This window comes from Nocardia cyriacigeorgica (genome assembly GCF_005863245.1).
In the GTDB taxonomy this organism is placed as follows: domain Bacteria; phylum Actinomycetota; class Actinomycetes; order Mycobacteriales; family Mycobacteriaceae; genus Nocardia; species Nocardia cyriacigeorgica_C.
In genome coordinates this window covers 333867-357797 of sequence record NZ_VBUT01000004.1, presented here as the reverse complement: position 1 = coordinate 357797, position 23931 = coordinate 333867, and the positions used below count along the sequence as shown (strand labels likewise).

18 protein-coding genes are annotated in these 23931 nt (G+C 65.1%); 10 read left to right on the top strand and 8 right to left on the bottom strand.

What is annotated here, in order from left to right:
- Positions 1–38: 38 nt before the first annotated feature.
- Positions 39–536 carry a peptidylprolyl isomerase gene (locus FEK34_RS11610; protein WP_138447847.1) on the bottom strand — a complete coding sequence of 166 codons (498 nt, stop codon included), beginning with the start codon at positions 534–536 and terminating at the stop codon, positions 39–41.
- Between the two features lie 147 nt (positions 537–683).
- Between FEK34_RS11610 and FEK34_RS11605 the strand changes: the two genes are divergently transcribed.
- Together FEK34_RS11605 and FEK34_RS11600 are read left to right on the top strand one after the other, a co-directional pair.
- Positions 684–3971 (top strand): arabinosyltransferase domain-containing protein, encoded by a 3288-nt coding sequence (locus FEK34_RS11605; RefSeq protein WP_432760944.1) that lies wholly within the window; start codon positions 684–686, stop codon positions 3969–3971.
- A gap of 104 nt (positions 3972–4075) precedes the next feature.
- A complete protein-coding gene (locus FEK34_RS11600) occupies positions 4076–4636 on the top strand; it encodes a Uma2 family endonuclease (protein ID WP_138447846.1) in 561 nt (186 codons plus the stop codon).
- Between the two features lie 102 nt (positions 4637–4738).
- Here FEK34_RS11600 and FEK34_RS29950 read toward each other — a convergent pair whose 3' ends face one another.
- Positions 4739–4900, bottom strand: a complete 162-nt coding sequence (locus FEK34_RS29950; protein WP_014348450.1) for a hypothetical protein — start codon at positions 4898–4900, stop codon at positions 4739–4741.
- Positions 4901–5104: 204 nt separating this feature from the next.
- Complete coding sequence (locus FEK34_RS11595; protein WP_138447845.1) at positions 5105–5542, bottom strand: DUF4254 domain-containing protein; 438 nt, start codon at positions 5540–5542, stop codon at positions 5105–5107.
- Between the two features lie 357 nt (positions 5543–5899).
- On the opposite strand from FEK34_RS11595, the gene FEK34_RS11590 reads away from it, so the two are divergent.
- Positions 5900–7180: a helix-turn-helix domain-containing protein gene (locus FEK34_RS11590; RefSeq protein WP_138447844.1), complete on the top strand. Its 1281-nt coding sequence runs from the start codon at positions 5900–5902 to the stop codon at positions 7178–7180.
- Here the strand turns inward: FEK34_RS11590 and FEK34_RS11585 are convergent.
- Positions 7164–7868, bottom strand: a complete 705-nt coding sequence (locus FEK34_RS11585; protein WP_171048153.1) for a 2'-5' RNA ligase family protein — start codon at positions 7866–7868, stop codon at positions 7164–7166. The two genes, FEK34_RS11590 and FEK34_RS11585, sit on opposite strands and share 17 nt — an antisense overlap.
- 257 nt (positions 7869–8125) lie before the next feature.
- On the opposite strand from FEK34_RS11585, the gene FEK34_RS11580 reads away from it, so the two are divergent.
- The 4 genes from FEK34_RS11580 to FEK34_RS11565 all read left to right on the top strand — a co-directional run bounded on the left by FEK34_RS11580 (position 8126) and on the right by FEK34_RS11565 (position 10572).
- Complete coding sequence (locus FEK34_RS11580; protein WP_171048151.1) at positions 8126–8755, top strand: DUF3558 family protein; 630 nt, start codon at positions 8126–8128, stop codon at positions 8753–8755.
- 121 nt (positions 8756–8876) lie between these two features.
- Positions 8877–9275, top strand: a complete 399-nt coding sequence (locus tag FEK34_RS11575) for a hypothetical protein (RefSeq protein WP_138447841.1) — start codon at positions 8877–8879, stop codon at positions 9273–9275.
- An 8-nt stretch (positions 9276–9283) separates the two neighbouring features.
- Complete coding sequence (locus tag FEK34_RS11570; protein WP_249359082.1) at positions 9284–9889, top strand: DUF3558 domain-containing protein; 606 nt, start codon at positions 9284–9286, stop codon at positions 9887–9889.
- Complete coding sequence (locus tag FEK34_RS11565; RefSeq protein ID WP_171048148.1) at positions 9886–10572, top strand: DUF3558 family protein; 687 nt, start codon at positions 9886–9888, stop codon at positions 10570–10572. The genes FEK34_RS11570 and FEK34_RS11565 overlap by 4 nt, the downstream gene beginning before the upstream one ends.
- Before the next feature lie 431 nt (positions 10573–11003).
- On the opposite strand, the gene FEK34_RS11560 is transcribed toward FEK34_RS11565, so the two are convergent.
- Together FEK34_RS11560 and FEK34_RS11555 are read right to left on the bottom strand one after the other, a co-directional pair.
- The gene (locus tag FEK34_RS11560) at positions 11004–13529 is read right to left on the bottom strand and encodes a hypothetical protein (protein WP_138447838.1); all 2526 of its coding nucleotides are present in this window, start codon (positions 13527–13529) and stop codon (positions 11004–11006) included.
- A gap of 6 nt (positions 13530–13535) precedes the next feature.
- Positions 13536–13838, bottom strand: a complete 303-nt coding sequence (locus FEK34_RS11555; protein ID WP_138447837.1) for a hypothetical protein — start codon at positions 13836–13838, stop codon at positions 13536–13538.
- A 197-nt stretch (positions 13839–14035) separates the two neighbouring features.
- Between FEK34_RS11555 and FEK34_RS31130 the strand changes: the two genes are divergently transcribed.
- From FEK34_RS31130 to FEK34_RS11540, 3 genes are all read left to right on the top strand, one after another.
- Positions 14036–15979 (top strand): hypothetical protein, encoded by a 1944-nt coding sequence (locus FEK34_RS31130; RefSeq protein WP_138447836.1) that lies wholly within the window; start codon positions 14036–14038, stop codon positions 15977–15979.
- Positions 15980–15993: 14 nt separating this feature from the next.
- Positions 15994–16734: an ESX secretion-associated protein EspG gene (locus FEK34_RS11545; RefSeq protein ID WP_171048147.1), complete on the top strand. Its 741-nt coding sequence runs from the start codon at positions 15994–15996 to the stop codon at positions 16732–16734.
- Between the two features lie 105 nt (positions 16735–16839).
- Positions 16840–18327, top strand: a complete 1488-nt coding sequence (locus tag FEK34_RS11540; RefSeq protein WP_138447834.1) for an HNH endonuclease signature motif containing protein — start codon at positions 16840–16842, stop codon at positions 18325–18327.
- A 92-nt stretch (positions 18328–18419) separates the two neighbouring features.
- On the opposite strand, the gene FEK34_RS11535 is transcribed toward FEK34_RS11540, so the two are convergent.
- Both FEK34_RS11535 and FEK34_RS11530 read right to left on the bottom strand, forming a co-directional pair.
- Positions 18420–21899 carry an arabinosyltransferase domain-containing protein gene (locus FEK34_RS11535; RefSeq protein ID WP_212748742.1) on the bottom strand — a complete coding sequence of 1160 codons (3480 nt, stop codon included), beginning with the start codon at positions 21897–21899 and terminating at the stop codon, positions 18420–18422.
- Between the two features lie 128 nt (positions 21900–22027).
- Positions 22028–23896, bottom strand: a complete 1869-nt coding sequence (locus tag FEK34_RS11530; protein WP_249359003.1) for a glycosyl transferase — start codon at positions 23894–23896, stop codon at positions 22028–22030.
- Between the last annotated feature and the right edge of the window lie 35 nt (positions 23897–23931).

Sequence of the window (23931 nt, the reverse complement as noted above, 5' to 3'; positions counted from 1 at the left end):
TGCGGCCCGCGTCGCGTTGTCGTCGGGTCAGTGCCCTATCAGGCGACCTTCGCGGATTCGATCACGACGTTCTTTTCCGGAACGTCCTGGTGGACGCCGTGCGACGAGGTCGACACAGCGGCGATCTTGTCGACCACCTCGGTGCCCTCGGTCACGGTGCCGAACACCGCGTAGCCCCAACCCTGGCCGGCCGGCTGGGAGTGGTTGAGGAAGTCGTTGTCGGCCACGTTGATGAAGAACTGCGCGGTCGCCGAATGCGGGTCGTTGGTGCGCGCCATGGCGACGGTGTAGCGGTCGTTCTTGAGGCCGTTGCCCGCCTCGTTCTGGATCGGGGCCTTGGTCGGCTTCTGCTTCATATCGGCGTCGAAGCCGCCGCCCTGGATCATGAAGCCGGGGATGACGCGGTGGAAGATGGTGCCGTTGTAGTGCCCGGCGTTCACGTACTCCAGGAAGTTCTTCACCGTGTTCGGCGCCTTGGCGTCGTCGAGCTCCAGCCCGATGGTTCCGTAGTTCGTCTCGAGATTCACCTTTGTCATACCGACAGCTTTCCACTCCCCCCACCGGTCGACGGTAATTCGGGTGTCGTTTCTTCCGAATCCGCGTTCTGCTAATAAGCAAGCCCGCGCGGAGCAATGTCCTACTGACCACGCCCCGTCCCGCACCGCGCTCTAGACTTCCCAACCGTGTCAGATGCAGTCGCTGTTTTGCCGGAGACGCCGCCCGCACCGCAGGTCGCTCCGCGCGATTTCCGGACCGCGCGGCTCATCGCGCTGGTCGCGGGAGTGCTCGGTGCCCTGTTCGCGCTGGCCACGCCGTTCTTACCGGTGACGCAGACGACCGCGACGCTGAGCTGGCCGCAGAACGGGCAGCTCAGCAACGTGCAGGCGCCGCTGATGTCGCAGGTGCCGATCGAGTTGCGCGCCACCATCCCGTGCTCGGCGGTCGCGCAGTTGCCCGCGCAGGGCGGCATGCTGCTGGCCACCGCCCCGCCGCAGGGCGATCGGGCGGCGCTGGAGGCGCTGTTCGTGCGGGTCTCCGACACCTCGGTCGACGTCGTCGACCGCAATGCCGTGGTGGCCTCGGCGCAGCGCGATGAGCTGGCCGGCTGCACCGACATCACCATCACCTCCGATATCGACCGCACGCACGCGATCTTCAACGGCCTGACCACCGACACGGGTCAGCCGGTGGAAGGGCAGCTGCTCGGCGATCTGCGGCCGCAGGTGGTCGGCGTCTTCACCGATCTGAAGGGCGATGTCCCCGCCGGGCTGGCCTTCGACACCACCATCGACACCCGCTACAGCTCCACCCCGACCGCCATCAAGATGATCGCGATGATCGCGGCGGTGCTGTGCACGCTGATCGCGCTGGCCGCGCTGGCCCGGCTCGACACCAGCGACGGCCGCGGCCACCGCCGGTTCCTGCCGTCGCACTGGTTCAAGCCGACCTGGGCCGACGGCGCCGTCATCGGCACGCTGCTGGTGTGGCATTTCGTCGGCGCCAACACCTCCGATGACGGCTACATCCTGAGCATGGTGCGGGTCGCGCCCGACGCCGGCTATATGGCCAACTACTTCCGCTGGTACGGCGTCCCCGAGGCCCCGTTCGGCTGGTACTACTACGTCATCCAGCTGTTCGCCGAGGTGTCGACGGCCAGCCCGTGGGTGCGCCTGCCCGCGCTGGCCTGCGCGATCCTGTGCTGGATGGTGATCAGCCGCGAGGTGGTGCCCCGGCTGGGTCGCGGGGTGCGCAACAGCCGGGTGGCGCTGTGGACCGGTGGCCTGGTGTTCCTGGCGTTCTGGCTGCCGTTCGACAACGGCCTGCGCTCGGAGCCGATCGTCGCGCTCGGTGCCCTGCTGACCTGGGTCTCGATCGAGCGGGCCATCGCCACCGGACGGCTGCTGCCCGCCGCGGCCGCGGTGCTGATCGCCGCGTTCACCCTCGCCGCCGCGCCGACCGGCCTGATGTGTGTGGCCGCGTTGCTGGCCGGTATCCGTCCGATGGTCAAGATCGTGGTGCGCAAGCGGCGCGAACACGGGACGCTGCCGTTGCTCGCGCCCATCGCCGCCGCCGGATTGCTGGTGCTGACCGTCGTCTACAGCGATCAGACCTTCGCAGGCATCCAGGAAGCCAACCGCGTCCGCCAGGCCACCGGCCCCAACCTGGCCTGGTACGAGGACTACCTGCGCTACTACTACCTGTTCGTGGAGACCGTCGACGGTTCGGTTTCGCGCCGGTTCGCCTTCCTGGTGATGCTGCTGTGCCTGTTCACCACCATGCTGGTGCTGCTGCGCCGGCGCCGGGTGCCGGGTATCGCCAGCGCTCCGACCTGGCGGTTGATGGGCATCGTGTTCGGAACGATCTTCTTCATGATGTTCAACCCGACCAAGTGGACCCACCACTTCGGCGCCTACGCCGGCATCGCCGGTTCGCTGGCGGCGGTCACCGCGGTCGCGGTCTCGGCCAGTGCGCTGCGCGCCCGCAAGAACCGGGCGATCTTCCTGGCCGGTCTGCTGTTCGTGCTCGCGGTGGCGTTCTCCGGGATCAACGGCTACTGGTACGTCTCCAGCTTCGGGGTGCCGTGGTTCGACAAGCGGGTCTCGGTCAGCGGCATCCAGTCCAACACCGTCATCCTGATCCTGTTCGGGCTGGCGCTGGCGCTGGTGGCCTGGCACGCGCTGCGCGAGGGGTACGCCAAACCGCCGAGCTCGCCGCGATCGGCGCGGGGGCGGCGCATCCGCAAGTTCGCCGCCATCCCGTTGACGCTGGTCGCCGCCGCGATGGTGCTGTTCGAGGTGCTCTCTCTGGTCAAGGGCGCGTACTCGCAGTACCCCGGGTATTCGCTGGCGCGTTCGAACTTCGACGCGATCACCGGTTCGAGCTGCGGTCTGGCCAATGACGTGCTGGTCGAGGCCGATCCCAACGGTGGACGGCTGACCCCGATCATCGATCCGGCGAACCCGCCGACCAACCCGAACGATCCGCTGGCCGGCGTCGACCCGGTGGGCTTCGATCCCAACGGTGTGCCCGACGATCTGTCCGCCGATGCCGTCGAGGTGAAGCCGGGTACCGGCAACACCTCCACGCAGTCGGTGGGCGCCGCGTTCGCCGAGGGGCAGAGCGCGGGCACCGGCGGCGGTCAGGGCGCGCTCGGCGTCAACGGCAGCACCGTGGCACTGCCGTTCGGGCTCGACCCGGCGACCACGCCCGTGCTCGGCAGCTACCAGAACGGTGTGCAGAAGCCGGCCTTCGTGACGTCGAGCTGGTACGGGCTGCCGGAACGGTCCGAGGACAAGCCGCTGATCGTCATCTCGGCGGCCGGGCGCATCCTGTCCTACGACGACACCGGCGCCATGCAGTACGGCCAGTCGCTGACCGTCGACTACGGCAAGCGTCAGCCCGACGGCAGCGTCACCCCGCTCGGCACCTACCTGCCCCGCGATATCGGCCCGTTCCCGTCCTGGCGCAACCTGCGGGTGCCGCTGGACGAGATCGCCCCCGAGGCCGACGCGGTCCGCATCGTCGCCAACGACCCGATCCTGATCGGCGACCAGTGGCTGGCTTTCACCCCGCCGCGGGTGCCGACCCTGGAATCGGCCAACAGCTTCCTCGGTTCGGAGCAGCCGATCCTGCTGGACTGGGCGGTCGGCCTCCAGTTCCCCTGCCAGCGTCCCTTCGCCCACCACAACGGTGTCGCCGAGGTCCCGCGCTACCGCATCCTGCCCGACCGCCCGCTGGCCGTCAGCTCCACCGACACCTGGCAGGCCCAGGAGTTCGGCGGCCCCCTCGGCTTCTCCCAGATGCTCGCCGAGTCCGTCACCATGCCGACCTACCTGAAGGACGACTGGGCCCGCGACTGGGGTTCCCTCGAACGCTACGACCAGTACTACGAGGCGGTCCCGGCCGAACTGGAGACCGGCACCGAAACCCGCTCGGGCCTGTGGCAGCCGGGCAAGCTCCGGGTCTTCTGAGCCTGCTCCGCAACTGACGAAGGGCGGCGCTCGTCTCTATGACGAACGCCGCCCTTATCCGGGCCTGCCCGGCGGTACTCTCGTCGGCATGACGGGCGGCCCGAGTGACTGATACCGGCCAGCAGATCACCGCAGCGGAGTACGAGGCCCTGCCTGCGGATTTCAGCCGCACCATCGAGGTGGTCGACGGGCATATCGTGAAATGCGAGAGCCCGTCCCGGCTGCACAATCGGGTGGCGCGCAGATTGGCCGCGTCGCTGGAAAGCGGGCGGAAGCCCGAGCCGTGCCTGATGGTCGAAACGGACGTTGACGTCCGGCTCGGCGATGTTCCGCTGAGCCTGCGTCGACCGGATGTCACCGTTTACCACTGCTTGGAGGATGACGAGCGGCTGTACGCCGCAGACGCTGTGCTGGTGGTCGAGATCGTTTCCCCCGACAGTTCGTTCCGCACCGATACCGTCGAGAAGAAGGCCGTGTATGCGGCGGCAGGTATTCCGGCGTATCTGATCGTGTACCCCAACGAGTCCGGCGATGGGATCTCCCAGATCGAGGAGTTCCGTCTATCCGATGGCCGCTACCACCTGGTCTATCTGCACACCCGCCGTCTCACCATGGAAGACCCGGTGCGGGTAGATGTCTCGTTCGCCGAGCTGATCGCCGGATAGTCGCTGTTTCGCGAGGTCGACGGATCCCGCAATTGACGAAGGGCGGCGCTCGTCTCTATGACGAACGCCGCCCTTTTCCGGTGGCTGATGGGTGTTCGCTGGCTACACGTTGGTGAGGCGCCTGCCGAGTTCTCGGCGTAACACCTCTTGGTCGGGTAGGCGGTTGAGCACCCGTAGCACCGACGGGCGCAGTTCTCGTTGCTCCTCGTCGGTGAGCAGTCCGACGAGATCGCGCAGGGGCATATCTTCGAAGGCCGGAGTCATAGGTTCAACTGTACGACTCGTCGCTGGGTAAATCCTGAGATCGAAACAAGCAGTAGCGCAACGTTTCCCGGGCCGACACTGAGTGACCGGTGAGTTACTGCCGGGTATCGGCGCCGGCCGGAAAATCTAGCCTCCCGCCCACAGATGTACCCACGAGAGGGAAGGGTTGGCGCTCACTGCAGGTTGGCGACAGATCCGAACGGACTAATCAGGGTGTCCGGTGAAATCCGGCAAGCGGCGCGTACCGAGCCCGAGTTCATGCGACAGGTCACCGTACCCGAGCGAAACCTCGGAGAGCCGATGCCATGCGAAGTGGAGCTCCCACGGCTTGCCGCCGCCGGCGAGTTCCGCGTGGGCGAGCACCGAGAATCGAGCCAGCCGATCGATCACGCAGCCCATCGTCTCGGTATGCACGTAAGCAGCCCCGAGCGGGGGAGGCATCGAACTCGACACCCAGCGGTCGATCCGCTGCCTCAGGATCGCTCGGTGAGAATTGGATTCGGCCATAGCAACGGGAGATGCTTCGGTCTGCGCCGCGTGCAGAGCGGCAAGCTCGTGCGCAGCCTCCAGAACTGGATGCGGCTGGCGGACAGAGCCTGCGCAGGCGGCGAGGACAAGGTCTTTCGACGGCAGGGTGATCATTGTGTTCCTGACTTATGGGATTGACAGCGCTCAGCCGAGCACGGTCGACAGTGTTTGAAGCGCGGCGAGGTACCGAGGGCAGTCCGGTCCATGGGCGGCGTGCGCAGTGAGTACGGATGTGGCCTGCGTCCAATCCATGTGCATTGGTGCGGAGGAACAATCAGGGACCTGCGTCTCCTCGTGTGATGTTTCCTTTGGCATGAGAGGCTCCGGCGGTGCGATGTGGATTCCAGATGCCCGGCTTTCCGGGCGGTGAGGAAACCATCTCTCCAGGCCAGTGGAGATTTAAGGCACACGACCGCTACGTAGCCTCTACGCTGTGCGCACGGGATCGAGCGAGCTAAGGGTGGGTGGATCGTGATCGTTACCGAATGGACCGGAGTCGAGGTACGGGCGATGCGTATCGCAGCGTTGCGCCTCTCCCAGCAAGCCATGGCCGAGCGACTCGGGTTCACCGAAGCGGTGGTGAGCAAGTGGGAGAGGCGCGGCGCGTCCATCACGCTCGGCCAGCAGTACGCAGAGGCAATGGACACGCTGCTGCGTCGCCTCGATGACGACCAGCGCAGCCGTTTCGCCGCTGCCCTGCATGGCACTTCTGCTCCGACCGGCCAATCCGACGCACATGGCGAAGGATCGTTCGAACCGGTTGCAACGATCGTGGAGCGAACCCAGCGCTTGGCCGAGTTGGGCGCCGATGACCACCTTGCCGACACGCTGGACCTGGCGATGATGGACCTGCTCGACCGCTACGAAACCGAGGGTCCGCAACGGTTGGCCCCCGAGGCGGTGGCGCTCCGTCAGCGAGTTGACGCAGCGCTGCACCATCGTCGGCACCCGGATCACCTTCGACGCCTGAACGCGCTGGCCGCGCGCCTATCCGGCGTCCTCGGGTACATGGCAGTCAATCGCGGCAGGTTCGGACTAGAGAAACTGTATTGCCGTGAGGCGTACATCCTCGCCACACATATCGATGACCATGAGCTACTTGCCTGGATCAAGGGAACCGAAAGCTTCTGCGCCTACTACATGGGAGACTTTCGCAGCTCTGCGTCACTGGCCGGCGAAGGTATCGAGTTGACGGGAGCCTGCCCGCAAGCGATCCGGCTGTACTCCAACGGACTTGCGCGAGCACTAGGCAAGCTCGGCGATGTCGTAGGGGTTGATCGCGCCGTCGAGCAGGCGGCTGCTCTCGCCGAAACACACGACACCGGCGCGCGACTCACACCCGCGCTGACCTTTGCGCCATACGGGCGCGCTCGAATGATGGCCAATGCGGCGACGGCCTACCTCTCGGCAGGCCAGTACGACAAGACATTCGACTACGGACAACAGGTCGAGGAGCACATTGAGGTAGCGGACTCGACCTGGAGCCGATCATTGGTCAGCCTCGATGTCGCGACAGCTCTCACCTGCAAGGCCGACCCAGATTTGGAACGGGCCGTGCACCTTGGGATCAAGGCGCTATCGATGACCAGCGAACAACCGATCCGATCCGTGTGGCAGCGCGCGCACGAACTGGGTGCGGCAGTGCGCTCGGCGCCATCGGCCGCGTCGAGCGAATACATCGACTACCTACGGGAATGGTCGGCAGCAGTGCGCGAGATCTCAGGCACTGAGATGTCTACCCACTCAGGCTGATCGCTGCGCGGGTATCCCATCGGTATGCATGTTCTTCGCGCCGGAGTTCGACCAGCTCGACCGTGTCGACACTGACGTGCACCGGCGGCAGGTCGTGCAGCGCCGCGACTTTCTCGACCAAAGCACGGGCCGACCGTGGGGCATTCAGGTAGCCGATGCCCAGATGCGGGCGAAAATGTGCCGGTCCGGGCCGTTTGCCAGGAAGGACGCGACCCGTGCAGTCGACCAGGAGCCGGTGAAGCTCGAGTAGCGGATCCCAAGGAGCCACCGAGAACCGAATAGCACTTCGCGACCCGGCCAGCGGTCCGACAACGAGCTCGAAGGGCGCGAACCCAGCAAGCCGTTCCTCGGCCGCTGCCACCAATTCGCTCAGCCGGCGCCCGGACACATCCGCGGTGCCGCCGATCCCCAGCAGGGTGATGTGCAGCCCGTCATGGGGAACCGGATCCAGACAGTCATCGCCGAGGAACTCCTGGCACTTCCGCGCGAGCGCCACCAGCCGCGCGTCATCGAAGGTCACGTACCAGTAATAGGCGCGATGCCCCGTAGGCCATGCCTTCAGCTCCCAATGACTCTGGAGGCTTTCGAGCCCGGCGAACGCAGCCCAATCGTTGGCGTGGATGACGGCCGGGTCAGCTGTGGAGCTGGGCATCGCCGCAGGGAAGGTGCGGTTTGCCTGATCACTCATGCCGACGGCGTGCTCTCTCGAAGGCGGGGCTGGACGACCGCGAGTGTACGTGCAACCGAGTCGCCTCATCGCCGCATAACGCTCGCCCGCAAGGAGACCTCGCGTTCCGCTGTGCTCTGTTATCGGAGAACGCCCGTTCATCTGGACAAGGACCACTCTGGCGAGCAGGATGTGGCACGCAAGTCCAGGTCGTCGCGGAGACTCCTTATCGGTTAATCTCGCCGACAGGCTTGCGGAGTTGCGTAGAAGGGGTGGCCGTGCAGTCGAGCGTCCGTGTGCTGGTGACGACAGCGCTTCTGCTGGGGCTGCCTGCTTTGACGGGATGCGGTTCATCAACGAGCGACATCAAGGCCGATGCGCCGGTCCTGTCATTTGCGGCGGAACCGCCGCAGGGCTACGACCCGTGTCATGACGTGCCACAGGCTGTAGTAGACGCAGAGCAGTTGGACAGCCAGGAGCCCGTAGAAGGTGAGACGTCCTTGGCTGTCAGTGGGGTGAAAGATCGGCCGATCAAGTTCCGCGGCTGTCAGTGGGTGCGGACGAACAACTATCGGGTGCAGATCACCACGACGGTACTCACTGTCGATATCGCTCTGTGGCGCCATAGCCTTCGCGAAGAGCTCCCGGATGCGAACGAGTTCACCATCGCTGGACGGCGGGCGATCACGAGACGCCCGGACCCCATCCTCGTCGAGGTGGCCTGCGTGGCGAATGTCGACATGAAAGGCGGAAGCCTCGAAATCGAGGTCTACGACTTGACCGCACGAACGGATCCGAATCCGGCTGGGGACGCGACGCCGACGTTGAATCCCGGCAGTACCGATGTCTGTGTTCGCGCACGAAATCTGGCTGAGCAGATCGTGCCTAGCCTCCCCACAGGCACCTGACTGTCAGCCAGCCACCGCGAGCCGTGCCTGGTGCGTCTTGGCCGGACTCCATCGGAGTGAATGGTCGGGCTGGGTCTGATAGCGTCGAGAATCGCAGAACCGAGGGAGCGGGGGTAGGCAAGTGGCCGACGGCGACATCGACTACGGGCAGACGCAGATCGCCGCGTTCAACGCGGCGGCAGCTGCCGGGACGATTCGGTATGAAGAGGGCGTGGCGCGGGACGCGGCGGCTCAGTACGACAACATGATTGATGGACTGTTCGCTGTCCGAGACAAGATGCGTCAGGCAACGAACCATACGAGCTTCGGCGGGCTCGAGTCGGCAAAGCAACTGCAACAGGGGTTTGCCGCGAAGGCTGCTGACGGAATAGATGTAATCGATAAATTGATCGAAGGTGCTATGCGTCTGAAAGAAGCGTATCTTCGAGCGGGAAACCTCATCATTGACGCTGATGCACAGAATGCAGCAACAACACGGTTTGTTGCAGATGTAAATTCGACGGGTGGTGCGCAGTCGTGAATCGACTAATGCCGTTGGCGATCAGCGTCTCTGCACTGCTCTTCCTCGCCGCATGTGACAGCAGCACGGATAATGGTAGTCCATCCGATTCGACCACACCTGCTCTCCCCTCGCCGACACCCAAGGTCGCAGTCTCCGTGAGCCCGGCGCCGACTCAACGAAACGATTCCGGTAGGCCTCTGGTCAAGTTCGACCCGTGTGTGGGCGTGGGGGATGATGTAGTCGCCAAGGCAGGTTTCGATCCAGAATCGCGTGAGCGTAGCGACATGACCTTCGATACCTACTCATTCATCGGCTGCAGGTTCGGTGACAAAGAGATGGTCGGCGGGCAGAAGCGGACGGTCCGGACGCTGTTGATAACTTCTTCGAACATTACACTCGATGAATTTCGAGAAAGATACCGTGACACTTCGACTGACGTAGTAGTGGGTGGCCGTCCAGCTCTTAGGTACGACAATCCCGAGATTCATGGTGGGGATTGCAACATTGCTATAGCGTTCGGTGACGGTGTGCTCGACCTTTCAAAAGGCACACGAGCGGCCTTCACAGACGAAGGCCGATGCGATGGGATTCAAGAGATCGCAGAGACGATCTCGTCAGCACTTCCGCAGTGAAGCTGCCCCCCATTGTCATTATGTCGCGGCTCTGCATACCGTCCGACATTCTTGGAGAACTGGAGCTCGCCGAATTGAAGCGAATTTTGTATACACTTCTGGTCGCTCTGACCTGCACATCGTGCGCACATGATGAGGCGTCCAGCGAGGCCTCGGCTTCAGGTGTTGCTTCTGATATGCCCAAGGTCGCAGTCCCTGTGGGGACGGCTCCGTCTGTGTACGAACAAGTTGAGCGAGGCATAGAAATCGACCCCTGCCTACAACTCAGCGATAAAATCGTTGATCGTGCAGGCTTCGACCCTGGGACGCGACGGCGGCGTGATTCTGTCCTTGAACAGAACTCCCCATACTCTTTCATCGGCTGCCATTTTCAATTCAAGGAAGAAAATGGGACTGGTCAACATTACAATCGCGGAGTGACAGTAATGTCGTCAAATATCCAGCTGCTGAAACTTCGTGAAAGGTATGTAGGTAGCTCCACCGAGATCGAGCTCAGCGGACGGTCGGGTTTCAAATACACAGTTTACCAAGGGTCGGATGAGGAGTGCCACATCGCGCTGGAGTCCTCCGACGGTGTTCTTGATATCGGGAAGACTGCGAGTTCGCCAGCGGCTGGCGAGGGCGAAGCTTGCGTCCGGATCGAGGAGGTGGCAAAAATGCTCGCCGATTCTCTGCCGAATTAGATAGAATGGCTGACCTAATTTTCGGTCGAGCGGACGGAGGATGTGTGGTGTTCCATCCTGCTGACCGGGAGGCGCCCGTCTCCTCGGCCCCGCCCCCAGCGTCAACTACCTCAAACCGACAACACCTAATCGTTGGGCGAACCTGGAGATGGCCTCGATCATCTGTAGTTAAGAGTGGAACTCGATTCTGCCACTCTGTTAGCGCATGATGGTCAGAATTTGCAGCGATGCCGATATTCAGTGATTCAGCAACAAATTCCGCGATATATTTTGCTCGCCCGGCAGTCCTTGGAATTCCATGTGCTCGACGGAGGTGGATAGGTCACCGTTTCTTCGTTGAAGATTCCACACGATGCCACTGGAATTGAGCCCACTGCGACGGCGTCGGCGGATGCGATGCGGCCGATCGTGGAATTTTTTACGACTTCCGCTCATTCTTTGGTCTTCCGCCCGGTTAGGATTATGTCGAGGCTTGTACGATCTTTACCGGCGCCTTGTAGAACTTCGATACCGTGGGTCTGGTCATAATCTGTCGTTACCTGCCCCAAGCCAACATTGCTGATGAAATCGTCAAGAGCATCGTGTGTGGCGGTGGGAAGGGAGGAATCTATTCCCTCCTCGGTGACGTTGATTGGCTTTCCGGTGTAAGGGTTCATAAGCTCAGGCGGAATCGGGTGGCCGGCATTGAATGCTGAATTCAGGATTTCTTGCTTGAAGTCGCGTGCTGCCTGTGCATTTATCTCGGTGATGTTCGGGTATTGGACTTCCATCAGCTCGGGTTTGGGGACAAAGCTGTCTATTGCAGCTTCGGTTGCCTTGTCCTTCAGTACGTCGGCAACCTGGCCTGCTATCGGTCCGCCGGGCGCGGTCGCGGGCACCTCGATTAGACCGATGGTCGAGTCGGCTACGAACTGGGCAGCCGCCTTCCTGGTTTCGTAGATGCTCACCTGATGGTCGTTGTAAGTTTTGATTGAATTTTGGTCCTGGAACGTCATTGCGTTCTCTGCCGCATTTGTTATACGCCCGTCGAGGTGGGCGACCGCGTTGAACCGCTGAGTAAAGTCTGATGGAACTTTTCCATCGTCAGTTCGTAGGGCCTCTGTCAATAGATTGCTCTCATACAGCTGACGTGAGACCTCGAGGGTCATCCGCCCCTGGTCGGATTGGCTGGCCAGAAATAGAAGGCGGTTCGCTTCGGTTGTTTCTAGTTGGGTTTCGTTGGAGCCTTCGAGGAAGGCCGTATTTCCGAAACCTCTGGAGTATGTATCAATGTTCGAGCCCATCACCTGGGCGAGCGCATTGGACATCTCGGGATTAGCCGCGAACATCTTGGCGTTGTTCTCGAATGCGTCCGCATCGATCTGGAGACCGCCTCGGTGGACGCTCGGGGCGCCATCAGGCGAATCCGGATCGTGCATGGGGGTAAAGACTTCGGGCAGCTCTGCGATCGTCCGCCTCGCCAGGATTGCTTGCTCGGTGAGCTTTCCGTCAGGCCCGGTTTCATGACTCTCGGTCGCGGTCCAGTCGAACAGCTGCGCTGCGGCCTTGCCGTCGTCAGACCACTCGCGGCCGAATACCGTCGCCGCGAATTCATCGCGGTTGAAAGGTTGCGGCTTGTATTCGCCGGCTGCCGGAGAGGGACCGGCGACCTCCGGCAACCCTTCGCCGCTGAGCAGCGCGGCGTTGGCCTCAAAGTTACGCGCTCCGACAGACAACAGGTTGCTGGCGCCGTTTTCGATGGCCATCTCGTCGTCTTCGGTGCAGCCGGGAGGCCAACGATCGCCGAAACTGTCGAAGTAGCCGACCATGCTGGCGGCCTGACGGGACATCTCAACACCCATTGTCTTGCCTGGCGGGATATCCGGGTCGGCCTGAGCGACGAGATCTCCGAGCTGGGTCAGCTCAGCGAACTTCTTTGGCTGATCACCTGTCGTTGAAAGATCGGCATATTCGTTCCAGCGGCCGGACACCAGGTCGCGCATATCCTGCGGGAGTGCCTCATATCCACCCGGCGACTGGAGTTTGCCGTTGGAATCTCGTCCAGTGCCGATCTTCTCGTTCGAGACGACCAGGAGGCCATTGGCCAGCGCGTCCCTGCGGGCTGCCGCGACGGGGTTGCCAGCGGCCTCTTGCGTCTTCAGGTGCTCACTTAGTGCCAGCACACCGTCTTTGCCGGCGCCTTGGAAGAACTCCCGGTAGTACTGCTGGGTAGACGCGGGCACGGTGGACAGTTCGCCCCCGTTCGCCAGGATCTGCATGTCATTCTCGGTGAGAATGCCCTGAGGGAGTCTGCTAGCGATCTGATCGAGAACAGCCGGGTCGACTGTTCCATCGGGACGGATCGCAGCCGCTACTGCTTGGCCGTCTTCCTTGCCGAGCACCCCCGAGTCTGCCGGTGCGGCAGTCGGTGCGTCGATGCCGTCACCCAGTTGATCGCCCCGGACTCGAATTTCCTGGGTCGCGGTAGTGATGGCCGCGCCGACCTCGCTTACTGCACCGACCAAGCTGTGGTACGCCGTGTTGATGAGCGCTTGGTGAGCGTGGACTTTATCGCTGGCCTTCTTGCGGTCGTCTGCGGAAAGATGGGCGCCGATCCCTGTGCAGGACACCACCCACTTGTCGCTCACGGTCAGTGGGATCGGCGACTCCAGGTCATTCTCCGCATCACTCACCTTCCCGAGCAGCAACCGCTTCTCGTTGGCCAGCCGCTGATCCGCAGCTCGGAGCGCCGCAGCGACGTCGCGGATCTCCTGGGACAGCTTGCGTCCCTGGTCGTGTTCCTCGGTGAAGCGGTCCGCAGCCGCGTCGTGCGCCTTGCCCGACCACGAGGTCCCCGTGAAGTGGGTGAGGATCTGGCCGAGCTGGGTCTCGTAGAACTGGGTGTCGGCCTCGAGTTCGGTCGCCCACTCGGAGAGCTTCTCGGGCTTCCAGTTGTTGATGTCGTTGCGAGTCGGCATCGCTGGCTACCCCCGGCCCTTGAAGTCCATGGTGTCGAGCTTCTTCTTGAAGTCTTCGTCGGTCATCTGCATGTTGTCCGCGCACTCTTTGACGATTGTCGACAGTGCCTGGATGCGCTGGGCGACGCGGAGCCAGGCGCCTTCGGTGAACTCGCCGGTCTGCGCGCAGATCTGGCCGAGTGAGCAGCCGGGCAGGGCGGCGCCGATCTGGTCGCCCGCGGTGCGTACGTCGATCTTGTCGATCTCCTGGCCTACGGTGTCCAGCGTCGTAGCCAGCTTCTTGAGCTGGTCGATATCGGCCTGGATCATCTGACGTCCCCCTCCTCGGCTCGAGCCGGTGGACCGGCGTGCCGTGAATGTTCAGCTGCGCTGGAACAATATCGGAGGCTGGCCCACGGGTGCCAGACGGCGCCGACGCGCGGCGGCCACCCGCCACCGCGTGTTAATGTGCCGAGTCGGAGCGCAGTTGTCCGGCAGTGTGTGAAGGGGATGCGAAGGGGGCCGCGATGGGCGGGCAGGATGGCGCGGGGCCGCAGCTACCACCAGCGAGTTCGATCCCGATTCCGGGGTTCCAGGAACTGATCGTCTCGAAAGAGTCCCAGGACGCTGCCGGTCGCGCTGCCGCCTCACTGGGGCGGGCGGCGTCCTATGACGCGAATCTTGCTGATTTGGGTGCAGGCAACGACCCGGACTACGTGAGCACAATCGAGCACTTCGAGGGCATGACTCATGCGGCGATGTACCAGGCCGTGCACGGACCCGGTGGTATCGATGCGGCTGGCATGCGGACTCTTCAGCGGGTGTGGAACGAATGCTCTGCCGACCTGCTGAACCTCGCGATGTTCAACAAGATGGCCATGAATCGGATCTTTGGTTCTGGCGAATGGCAAGGGGCCAGCGCCGACGCCGCCGAGACTGCATCAACACTGTTCGCGAACGGCGTGAATCAGATCGGTCAAGTGTTCAGCTCCGTGAACTCACGGCTCGATGCGTTGGCATGGGCGGCCGAGGCGGTGCGGACCGCGATCCAGCCACCGCCGGCATCCACCAATCCGCTGCCTGATCCTGACAACCGAGATGAATCCGCAGCGCCTGGATTGATCAGTCCCGAGTACGCCGATAGCGACCGCGCGGCAAGGGAACTCGCGCGTCAAGAGGCCGTTCGGGTGATGAACACCCTGTACAAACCGAACTTTCCGCCCGCAGGGTCCGGCGTGCCCACCTACATCGAGGTTCCCCAGATCGGTGGCGGGGACGGCTCGTCCAGCGGGAACCCGAACAGCGGCTGGCCGAACGGCCCCGGTGGTCCGGGTGGTGCGCCGCCGGGCGGTGACACGGGGCAACCTGGCGCCGGTGTTCCACCTGCGCAATCAACTCCGGAACCTGTTCAGGGACTGCCGAAGACCGGGTTGGAGGGCTTGGGGCTACCAGAGGGTTTGGGCCTGCCGGAGGGGTTGCTGCCCGGCGCCGACGGTACGACACCTGCGTCGACCACTGCCGCGGGCGTCGGCCCAAACGCGACGTCGTCACCCAATTCGGCCGGTTTGGGCAGCTCGGGACCGGGCGGATCGGGCCCGGGTCTGGATGGTTCGGATCGAGCAGGTCGCTCACTTGCGGACGGTGGCGGCCCTGGCTCGTCACGACCAGGCGCGCCGGGCGCGGGCACCGGCCTCGCACCGGGAGCAGCGGGTGCGGGATCGCGGCCGGGTGCCGGAGGCCGGGGAATGCCGATGGCCCCGATGGCGCCGGGCGGGCGCCGCGACAGCAACAGCGAGAACGAGTCCGAGCACTCCGCCCCGGACTATCTGCGCGGAGTATCCGACGAGTGGACAGAAGGACTCGGTAGTCCGGTAGGTGTCATCGGCGAAGGTCTCGAGCCGGAGTTCGACTCGTCTACCTACGTTGCAGCCGACTACCGCCCGCAGGAAGTACCGTCCACCCAGGCCGCGTCATGGCAGGCGCCTGATACGAACACGCCCGTTTCGCAGACGGGAGTCGCGCCTGGATCGGGAACTACTGCCCCAGAGGCTGATTGGGATCTCGATTTTGGCTCCGACGACCCCACCGGCAGTAGTGCTCCCGTGCTTAGCGATACCTCCGGTCAAGCCGCTGCGTCGAACGTTGCGAGTACAGCGCCGTCGAGCGCATCAGAACCTCCTGAGGTGTTCACGGTCTCAGGTGCCGGGCCGATGATGGACGAGCCAACCGCCACGCCGCCTTCCGTAGTGCCGGAGATATTCACCGTCTCTGGTACTGGACCGATGATGGATGACCCTCCGTCGGCGTCGAATACGGCCGCGGACGCGCCATTCACAGTATCCGGTGTCGGCCCGATGAAGGATGACTCCGATTCTGCTCGCGGGGAAGCGGCCGCTGAGCCTGAGATCTTCACCGTGTCGGGCGTGGGTCCGATGATGGACGAACCAACCGAGGGCGCCCGCCGGCCGTGACCAGAACGAAGTGGGTGTTCACCCCCGATGAATTCGCCTGGGTATGGGGTGAAACCGGGCTCGACCAGTACCCGGACCCGATCAGCATCATCGAATCCGCCACGACCGAGGACGAATACGCCCGGATCGTCGAGCCGATCAAAGCCCGCTACCCACGGTTTGGCGACCCGGACCTCACAGGACCCTTGCGCGTCCTGGCGGATCCCGAGCTCCGGATCATCTGTGCGGGCCATTCGCACCGTTCGAACAAGCGTGCGCGTTCAGTCGGTGCGCTATCCGGCGAGCTCGGTGTCATCCTTTTCCAGAAGTCGGGCGCGTCACCAGAGTTCGGTGGTGACATCCAGCTCGTCGTTACCAGCCGCGAGAGCCTACCGAAGCAGTTCGCCGCGACACTGCCACCGGCACAGCCCGGTGCGGCAGGCGACATGGTCGGCTACACGCCGCGCGTCCGTGGTGAGGAGCCGCCGAGCTCCTGGGGGCGATCCCGCAATGACGAGCTGCCCGTCGAGGAGCGCATACGTGCTCTGCTCCGGGCGCCACGTAGCGCCGAAGGCTACCTCAAGGTAATGACTCACCTGCAAGCAAACCGACCACAGCCACCGATCTACCTGAGCTGGATCGATGTCCGCGACGATCATCCGGCAGCTGGTCGGTACTTGATCGATATCAATCATCACGACACCAAGCTCAAAGCCGCGACCGTGGATGCGACAGCTGGCGCACTGGCTCGGAGGGCGGGGCTCGGGCAGCGCTGAGGCGGGTACACCTCCCTCGTTCCGGTCGCTTGTCCAGTGTGAATACGTGCAGTTCAGATCCTGTTTTCCCTGGTGGTGGGCGCTGATGTGCGATAGCATTCGAACATGCTTTCGAGCGAGGGGGAAACCGAGGCTGGTGTAGCGGCATTGCATGCTGCGGTGGTCTCGCTGCTCGAGTCGCCGCTTACGCCGTTAACCGATGACGGGGTCGTCGCCGTGATGCAGCAGGTGGAGCGGTGCGCGCGGATGCTGACCGCGGTGCAGCATCGCCTGCTGGTCGAGGCAGGGGAACGGTCATTACCGGCGCGGGCGGGGTCGAAGTCGTTGAAGCGGTTCCTGATGGAGACCCTGCGGCTGGCCAGCGCAGATGCGGGTGCCCGGGTGCATCAAGCGGTGCAGGTGGCGACATTCCACGACATGGGCGGCGACCCGGTCGACCCCCGGATGCCGCACACCGCACAGGCTTTGATATCAGGAGACATCTCCGCCGACCACGCTCGTGGCATTGCGAACGTACTGCACAAGGTTCCGAACGGGGTTTCGCGAGAGGAACGTGAGGCCGCCGAGCAGATCTTGACCGACTTCGCCCGCGCCGGTTCTCCGGATGACATCGGCAAGGTCGGTGACCGCATTCTGGCCCACCTCGATCCCGATGGGCGCCTCACCACCGACAATGACCGGGCCCGGATGCGGGGCATTACGATCGGGCGTCAACGCGCCGACGGGATGAGCCCCATTCGTGGTGACATTGATCCGGTACTGCGGGCATTGCTCGATCCGTTGCTGGCCAAGTTCGCCCGCCCGGGCATGTGTAACCCGGATGATCCGGAGAGCCCGGTCACCGATAGTGATCACGTGGATCCGGCTGTGCTGGCCGAAGCGGCGGGCCGCGATCACCGCTCGACCGCGCAACGCAATCACGACGCGGTCCGGGCACTGCTGGAATCCGGGATCATCGCCGAGCGGCTCGGTTCCCACCGGGGCGTTCCGGTCACCACCGTGCTGACCCTCACCGTCGACGACATCGAGACCGCATCCGGGGTCGCCACAACCGCGACCGGCGGCACCGTCCCGATGCGTGACGCGCTGGTCATGGCGCAGCGGTCGCTGCCGTTCCTGGCGGTGTTCGATCACGCCGGGCTGCCGCTGCACCTGGGTCGCAGCAAACGCCTCGCCTCCCGCGCGCAACGGCTTGCGTTGATCGCCGCGCTGCACGGCTGCTCACGGCCCGGATGCGACGCACCCGCCAGCCTGTGCGCGGTCCACCACGTCCTCGACTACCGCAAGGGCGGCACCACCGACGTCAACAACCTCACCCTCGCCTGCGACAACTGCCACGCCCTCATTCACGACGGCCCTGGGGGATGGAAAACCCGCACCGAAGGCCCCTGCTCATCCCACGCCGGCCGCACCGCCTGGATCGCACCACCCCACATCGACCCGCAACAGAAGCCGCGCATCAATCACCGGCACCACGCCAACGAACTGCTCGCCGAAGTACTCTCACGAATCCACCTGCGCAATGAGCGATCCCGCGACCGTCGCAGGCATCGGACGTGTGAGCACGCTCCGCCGACGCCCACTGCGGCCTGATTTCCACGCGAAATGCGTGGTAGTGCCGTGCTGTGCTGCTTTCGACAACCACTACTACGGCAATGCCGTGTGGCGTGAGGAACTCCCTCGGGTCATCTGATCCGGATCGGGGAGTCCTCGGCCAGGCCGGAGCGGGTCACCGTGGTGACATTCAGTTCGGCCGGGACGGCATTCGGATCGTAGGGAGTGAACTGTTCCAAAGAACCCCAGTCGCGGCCCCAGTCGTCGTTCAGATAGGTCGGGACGGTCTCGGCTTGCAGCAGCAGTTCGGTCCAGCCCAACGGCCCGCCGCCGATGTCGTCCTGCCAGGCGTTGGAGGCATCCGAGCCGACGCGGTCGGGCAGGATGCGCCAGCGGGGGACCTCGGCCACGCCGTAGCGGTGGTCGAAGGGGCGTTGGCAGGGGAAGGCGAGGCCGACGTGCCAGTCCAGCAGGACCGGGTCGGTGTGGCCGACGACCGAATCGAGGGTGGCCAGGCGCGGCAGGCGGGGCGGGGTGATGGCCAGCCATTGGCGTTGGGTGATGTCGTTGTCGGTGGCGACCAGGCGCACCGCGTTCACCTCGGCGGGCAGCTGATCCAGCGGCACCCGCAGGTTGCGCCAGGACGGCGCCGGTCCGATATCGGTCGGGGTGATCGCGCCGAGGACGGTCATGGTGCCGTCGGCGGCGCGGGTTCCGTACTCCAGCACCAGGTCCTGGCCGTAGGTGAGCACGCCGTCGGCGTCGACGGAGCGGATGCGGCCGGCCGCGGTGATGGCGAGCACCCGGTAGGCGGGGTCGTCGCGCATGGAGTCGGACAGGTCGAGGCGATACCACTGGGTGGTGAGCTTCGCCTGCTTCTGGTCGTCGTCGGTGTAGCTGCCGAGCACCGGGGTCCGGGCGGGGTCGAGGCCGAACGGGAGTGCGACCGTCGAGCCGTTGATGCCGGCCTGCGCCGTGGTGCCGCCGCCGGTGCCGGCGCCGGTGGTATCGCTGGTCTTGTTGTCGTTATCGGATTCGACGGTGTTGGCGCCGCCCCCGGCGACTTCCTCGGCGTCGGCGGTGAGATCGTCGGCGACACCGTCGGGTGTGAATCCGACTGTCTCCACGCCGGATTCGCGGGAGACGAGACCGTCGGCGGGATCACCCTCGTACGGCAGCAGCAGGGAATCGGCGGTATTCGTTTCCACCAGCACCGAATCCGCCAGCGCGCACGGCTCACCGGCCAGCGAGCGCACATTGGATTTCGCGACCGAGTACGCCGGATACTGGGAGACCGCGGCCTTGGCCAGCGACGCCACCTCGAAGATCACCATCAGCGCGGCGGCGATCGTCAACGGGGCGGAGGCGTATCGGCCCCACCGCGAAGCACCGGCCCGCCGATACGGCTGCCGGTAGTGCAGCCACAGTGCGACCAGCAGCGCCAGCACACTGAGCCCGAGGAACAGCGTCGACACACCCTTGCCCGCCACCAGCGGCGCCTTGTCCCACCACGGGACACCGTAACTGGACACGTACCACCAGCCATTGGACCCGGTGAACGTGATCGCGAGCAGGAACAGCACCGCCGCCGCGAACAGCGCCCGGTTGCGGGCCGAGCGAATCCCGTTGACGCCCACCGCGACCGCCGCCAGCGCGGCCAGCGACCCGGCCAGTCCGGCGTACACGCCGAAGTGATGGGTCCACTTGGTCGGCGTCCACATCATCAGCAGCAGCGAGGCGAACACGATGCCGAGAATGCGCACCGACGGCCCGCGCGAGGTGCCGGGAATGCGGCCCTTGCGCAGCACTTGCAGCACACACACCAGCAGGCACAGCAGCATCAGCAGCACACCGAACCGCCGCGACAGCGAACCGTCCGGCGCCAGCATGAGCAGCGAATCCCAGCGGGTGCGTTCGTCGAACCAGGCCACATTCGGCCCGACGATGGTGCGGACCCGGGTGGCTTCCATGACGGTGGCAAGGGTTTGGTCGGCGAAGATCACGACCAGTACGAGGGTTCCGGCGGCGATGCCGGGAGCGAGCAGGGCCGCATAGCGGAAGATTCCGCTGGCGAGCGAACCACGCGGGCGATCAACGAGTTTCGCATCGGCATCCCGAACCGGGCTGTCAGGTCGATGGGGGACGGCGCCGTCGGCCTTTGTGGGGGTCTCGGCGCCGCCGTCCGAGGGAGCCCCGCCTTCCGATCGAGTCTCGTCTACCGCGCTCGCGGCGTCGCCCGGCCGAGCCTCGCCGGCGCCTGCCCGCACCTGCGCCCGAGTCTCGGCGAGGATCGACTGCGTCGCAACCTCACCCCGCGCCCGCTTCACGATCACCTGCAACACCGGCCGCGACCCCGCGATCAACGCCGCGATACAGATCAACCCGGTCGGCCCGGCAGCCAGCGAGAACGCTGCGATGAGAATGCCGATCGCCGCGGGCAGCAGCCGTGATGTCGCGATGGCCCGCTCGATCGAGCACCAGGTGAGCAGCGCACCGGCGGCGATCAGCGGTTCGGGCCGCAGACCGTTGTCGTAGGGCAGCCAGAACGCCAGGAACACCAGCCCGGCCGTCCACAACGCCACCTTGTTGCGGCGCACTCTGGCACCCAGCCGGGGCAGCACCTCGCGGCTGATCACCAGCCAGCACACGACGCCGGCCAGCAGCGCGGGCAGCCGCATCCACGGGCTGGCATCGGAGACCCGTGTCATCCACGACAGCACCTCGTAGGACCAGCCGAACGGCGCCTCCGGCACGCCGAACCAGCGGTAGTAGTTGGCCATGTAGCCGGCGTGCTCGGAGGCGCGCGCCATGTTCAGGATGTAGCCGTCGTCGGAAGTGTTCGCGCCGATGACGTGCCAGAGCGCCAGCGTGCCGAGCACCGCCCCGTCAGCGAGGGTGAACCGCCACCAGTGCGCGGGCAGGAAGCGGCGCGCGCGCCTGCCGTCGGAGGTGTCGAGCAGATGCAGCGCGATCAGCGCGACGATGGTGCTCAGCACCGCGATGATCATCGCGGCGAGCTTCAACACGGTCGGCGAGGAGCTGAACCGCGAATCGATGTCGGCGTGCAACCGGATGCCGTCGAGCCGATCCTGCGCCAATTCGGTGAACACGCCGACCATCTGCGGCCGGATATCGCGAGTGACGGTGGTGCGGAACGGTGTTCCGTCCGCCCGATTCACCCCGACGATCTCCGCGCTGGTGGCCGCGGCCTCCGAGACGACGCGCACCGCCTCGCAGTCGCCGATCTCGGCCACCGGCGCCGACAGCAACGGCACATCACGCAGCAGCACCGACAGCGAACCGTCGCGCACCGCCACGATCAGCCCCTTGGCGGAGGCCTGATCCGATTCCATCGGGATGGTGGAGACCAGCGTGCCCGTCGCGTCGCGCAGCACCGGGCACGGCACCGTGAGGTCCAGGCGCAGCGGCTCGTAACTCACCAGTGGCGCTTCGACGCTCGTCTGCCCGGCCTGCGGCCAGTCGAGCACCGCCTGGTCCTGACGCACCGGCAGCAGCGGGGTCAGCAACGCCAGCACGAATCCGAGAAATCCGGAGACGAGGGCGATCAGGCGGAGACGGTTGAACGCTCTGGGAGATCGGTCCGGTCGCACGGGACTCGACTCTAACCGGCGGCGCCGGACGCGGCCCACGCCCTGTCCGGCCGGGGAAGCCGATCATTCGACTTACTGATGCGCCGGCATGCAGCAGCCCACGCCCTGCCGGGCCGGGGGAGCCGAAACTAGCGCAGCGTCCGCACGTCCCACACCCAGACGTCCTGCACCCGGACCGGTCCGGTGCCGAGCAGTTCGGTCATCGTCTGACGCAAGGTCGTGGCGTTGGTGGTGCGCGGCAGCACCACCACGTCGGCCTGCCAATACCGCAGGTCGGCCAGGGCGGCCGCGCGGTCGTCGGCGTCGATCGCCGGGACCTCACCGGTGTCCTGCGCCTTGACCAGCAGCGATGCCGTTGCCCGCGCGGCGGGACCGTATATGCCCTTCTTGTCCGCGCCCGTGGGGCCGACGAAATAGCCGCCGGCGAGCGGGAAGGTGAAGCCCGCGTCGGCCTGCCAGCGCAGCGCCCGCGCGTCGGGTGGGCGCGGCGGCGGCACCACCACCACCGAACCGTGGTCGACGTATTGATCGACGGTGCCGGAGGCGAAGAACTCCGGTGTCTCGTGCCGCTCGGCCACCGGCAGGATCGTCGGCACCAGCGGCAGCAGCGCGAAGGCCAGCGCGGCGAACCAGCCGAGCGGCTTGGGGTCGACCGCCGACTCCTTCCACAGCGCGACGGCCCGTTCGGTGGCCAGCGCCAGGATCACCGCGATGGCCGGGATCGCGGCCATGGTGAGCCGGGATTCCAGCATGGAATTGACCAGCGGCACCGATTCCAGCAGCCGCCACGGCAGGACGATGCCGGTGGGTTCCTTGCCGAACTTCGCCTCCGACCCCAGCGACAGCACCCCGAACACCACGATGACGCCCGCCGCCGCCCGCACCATCCGTTCGCGCCACAGCAGCGCGGCGGTGGCCAGCAGCAGCAACAGCAGCGGCCAGCCGAAGTAGGCGTTCTGTTCGGTCGGGTTGATCGCCACGCTCTGGCCGGGGGAGAACATGCCGCCCAGCGATTCCGACGGGAACTGGGTCATGGTCTTGAGGTCGTTGCCCATCTGACCGTGGTCGATGGACCGGTAGCTCTGCGGCCCGAAGAACTGCCACCACAGCGGGATCTCGGTGAGCACCAGCGTGATCACCGCGGCCAGCGCGACCGTCGGCGTGATCCGTCGCAGGACCCGCAGCCCGGCGCGCGGTTCACGCAGGTAATAGCCGATGCCGAAGACGGCGAAGGACAGCGCGAAGATCAGCAGCGGTTCCTCGCCGAGCGCGATCTGCATGGCCACCAGCAGGCCGAGGATCACCGCATCGCGCACCCGTCGGCGCGGCCGCGGCAGGTCGGGCACGCTCGCTCGCCGCGCCATCCGGATCACCTGAGCGGCGATCAGCGGCAGCAGCACCAGCACCACGAAGTTCGGGTGCGCGTTGGCGTGCGAGATCATGGCGGGCGCGAACCCGCAGAACAATCCGCCGATGACGGCCGCGGTGCGCGAGCTCACCAGCTCCCGGGAGAACAGCCAGTACCAGGCGAACGCGGTACCGCCGAGGCCGAGGGTGAGGACGAGCACGAAGGTGACCGTCGGGCCGAACAGTAGGGTGACCGGCGTCAGCGGGATGCCGACGCCGAACATGGCTGTATTGGCCATCATGTTCACCCCGGCGGGGAAATTCTGTAGCTGCGTGCCGAGCGGGTTCTGCAAGTTGGCCACCGAGTGGGCGGTGACGGCGAAGAACCATTCCCACATGGTCTGGTCCTGGCCGCTCTTGATCAGGTACGAGCCGCTGGTGTCGCGCCACTGCCCGGACAGGACGGTGGCGGCGATCAACAGGTAGCTCGTGCCGATCAGCAGGTCGGCGCGCGGTATCCGGCGCGGTATCGGTAGCCGCGCTCGCAGGCGTGCTCGTTCGGGGGTGAGTCGCTGGGCCGTGGCAGGCCCGTCCGTCGCGACGTCCACCGCCGTCGATCCACCCCGCTCGACGTCAGGTTCCCCACTCAAAACGTAAAACCACTCCTTGTGCCCGGCTGATCAGC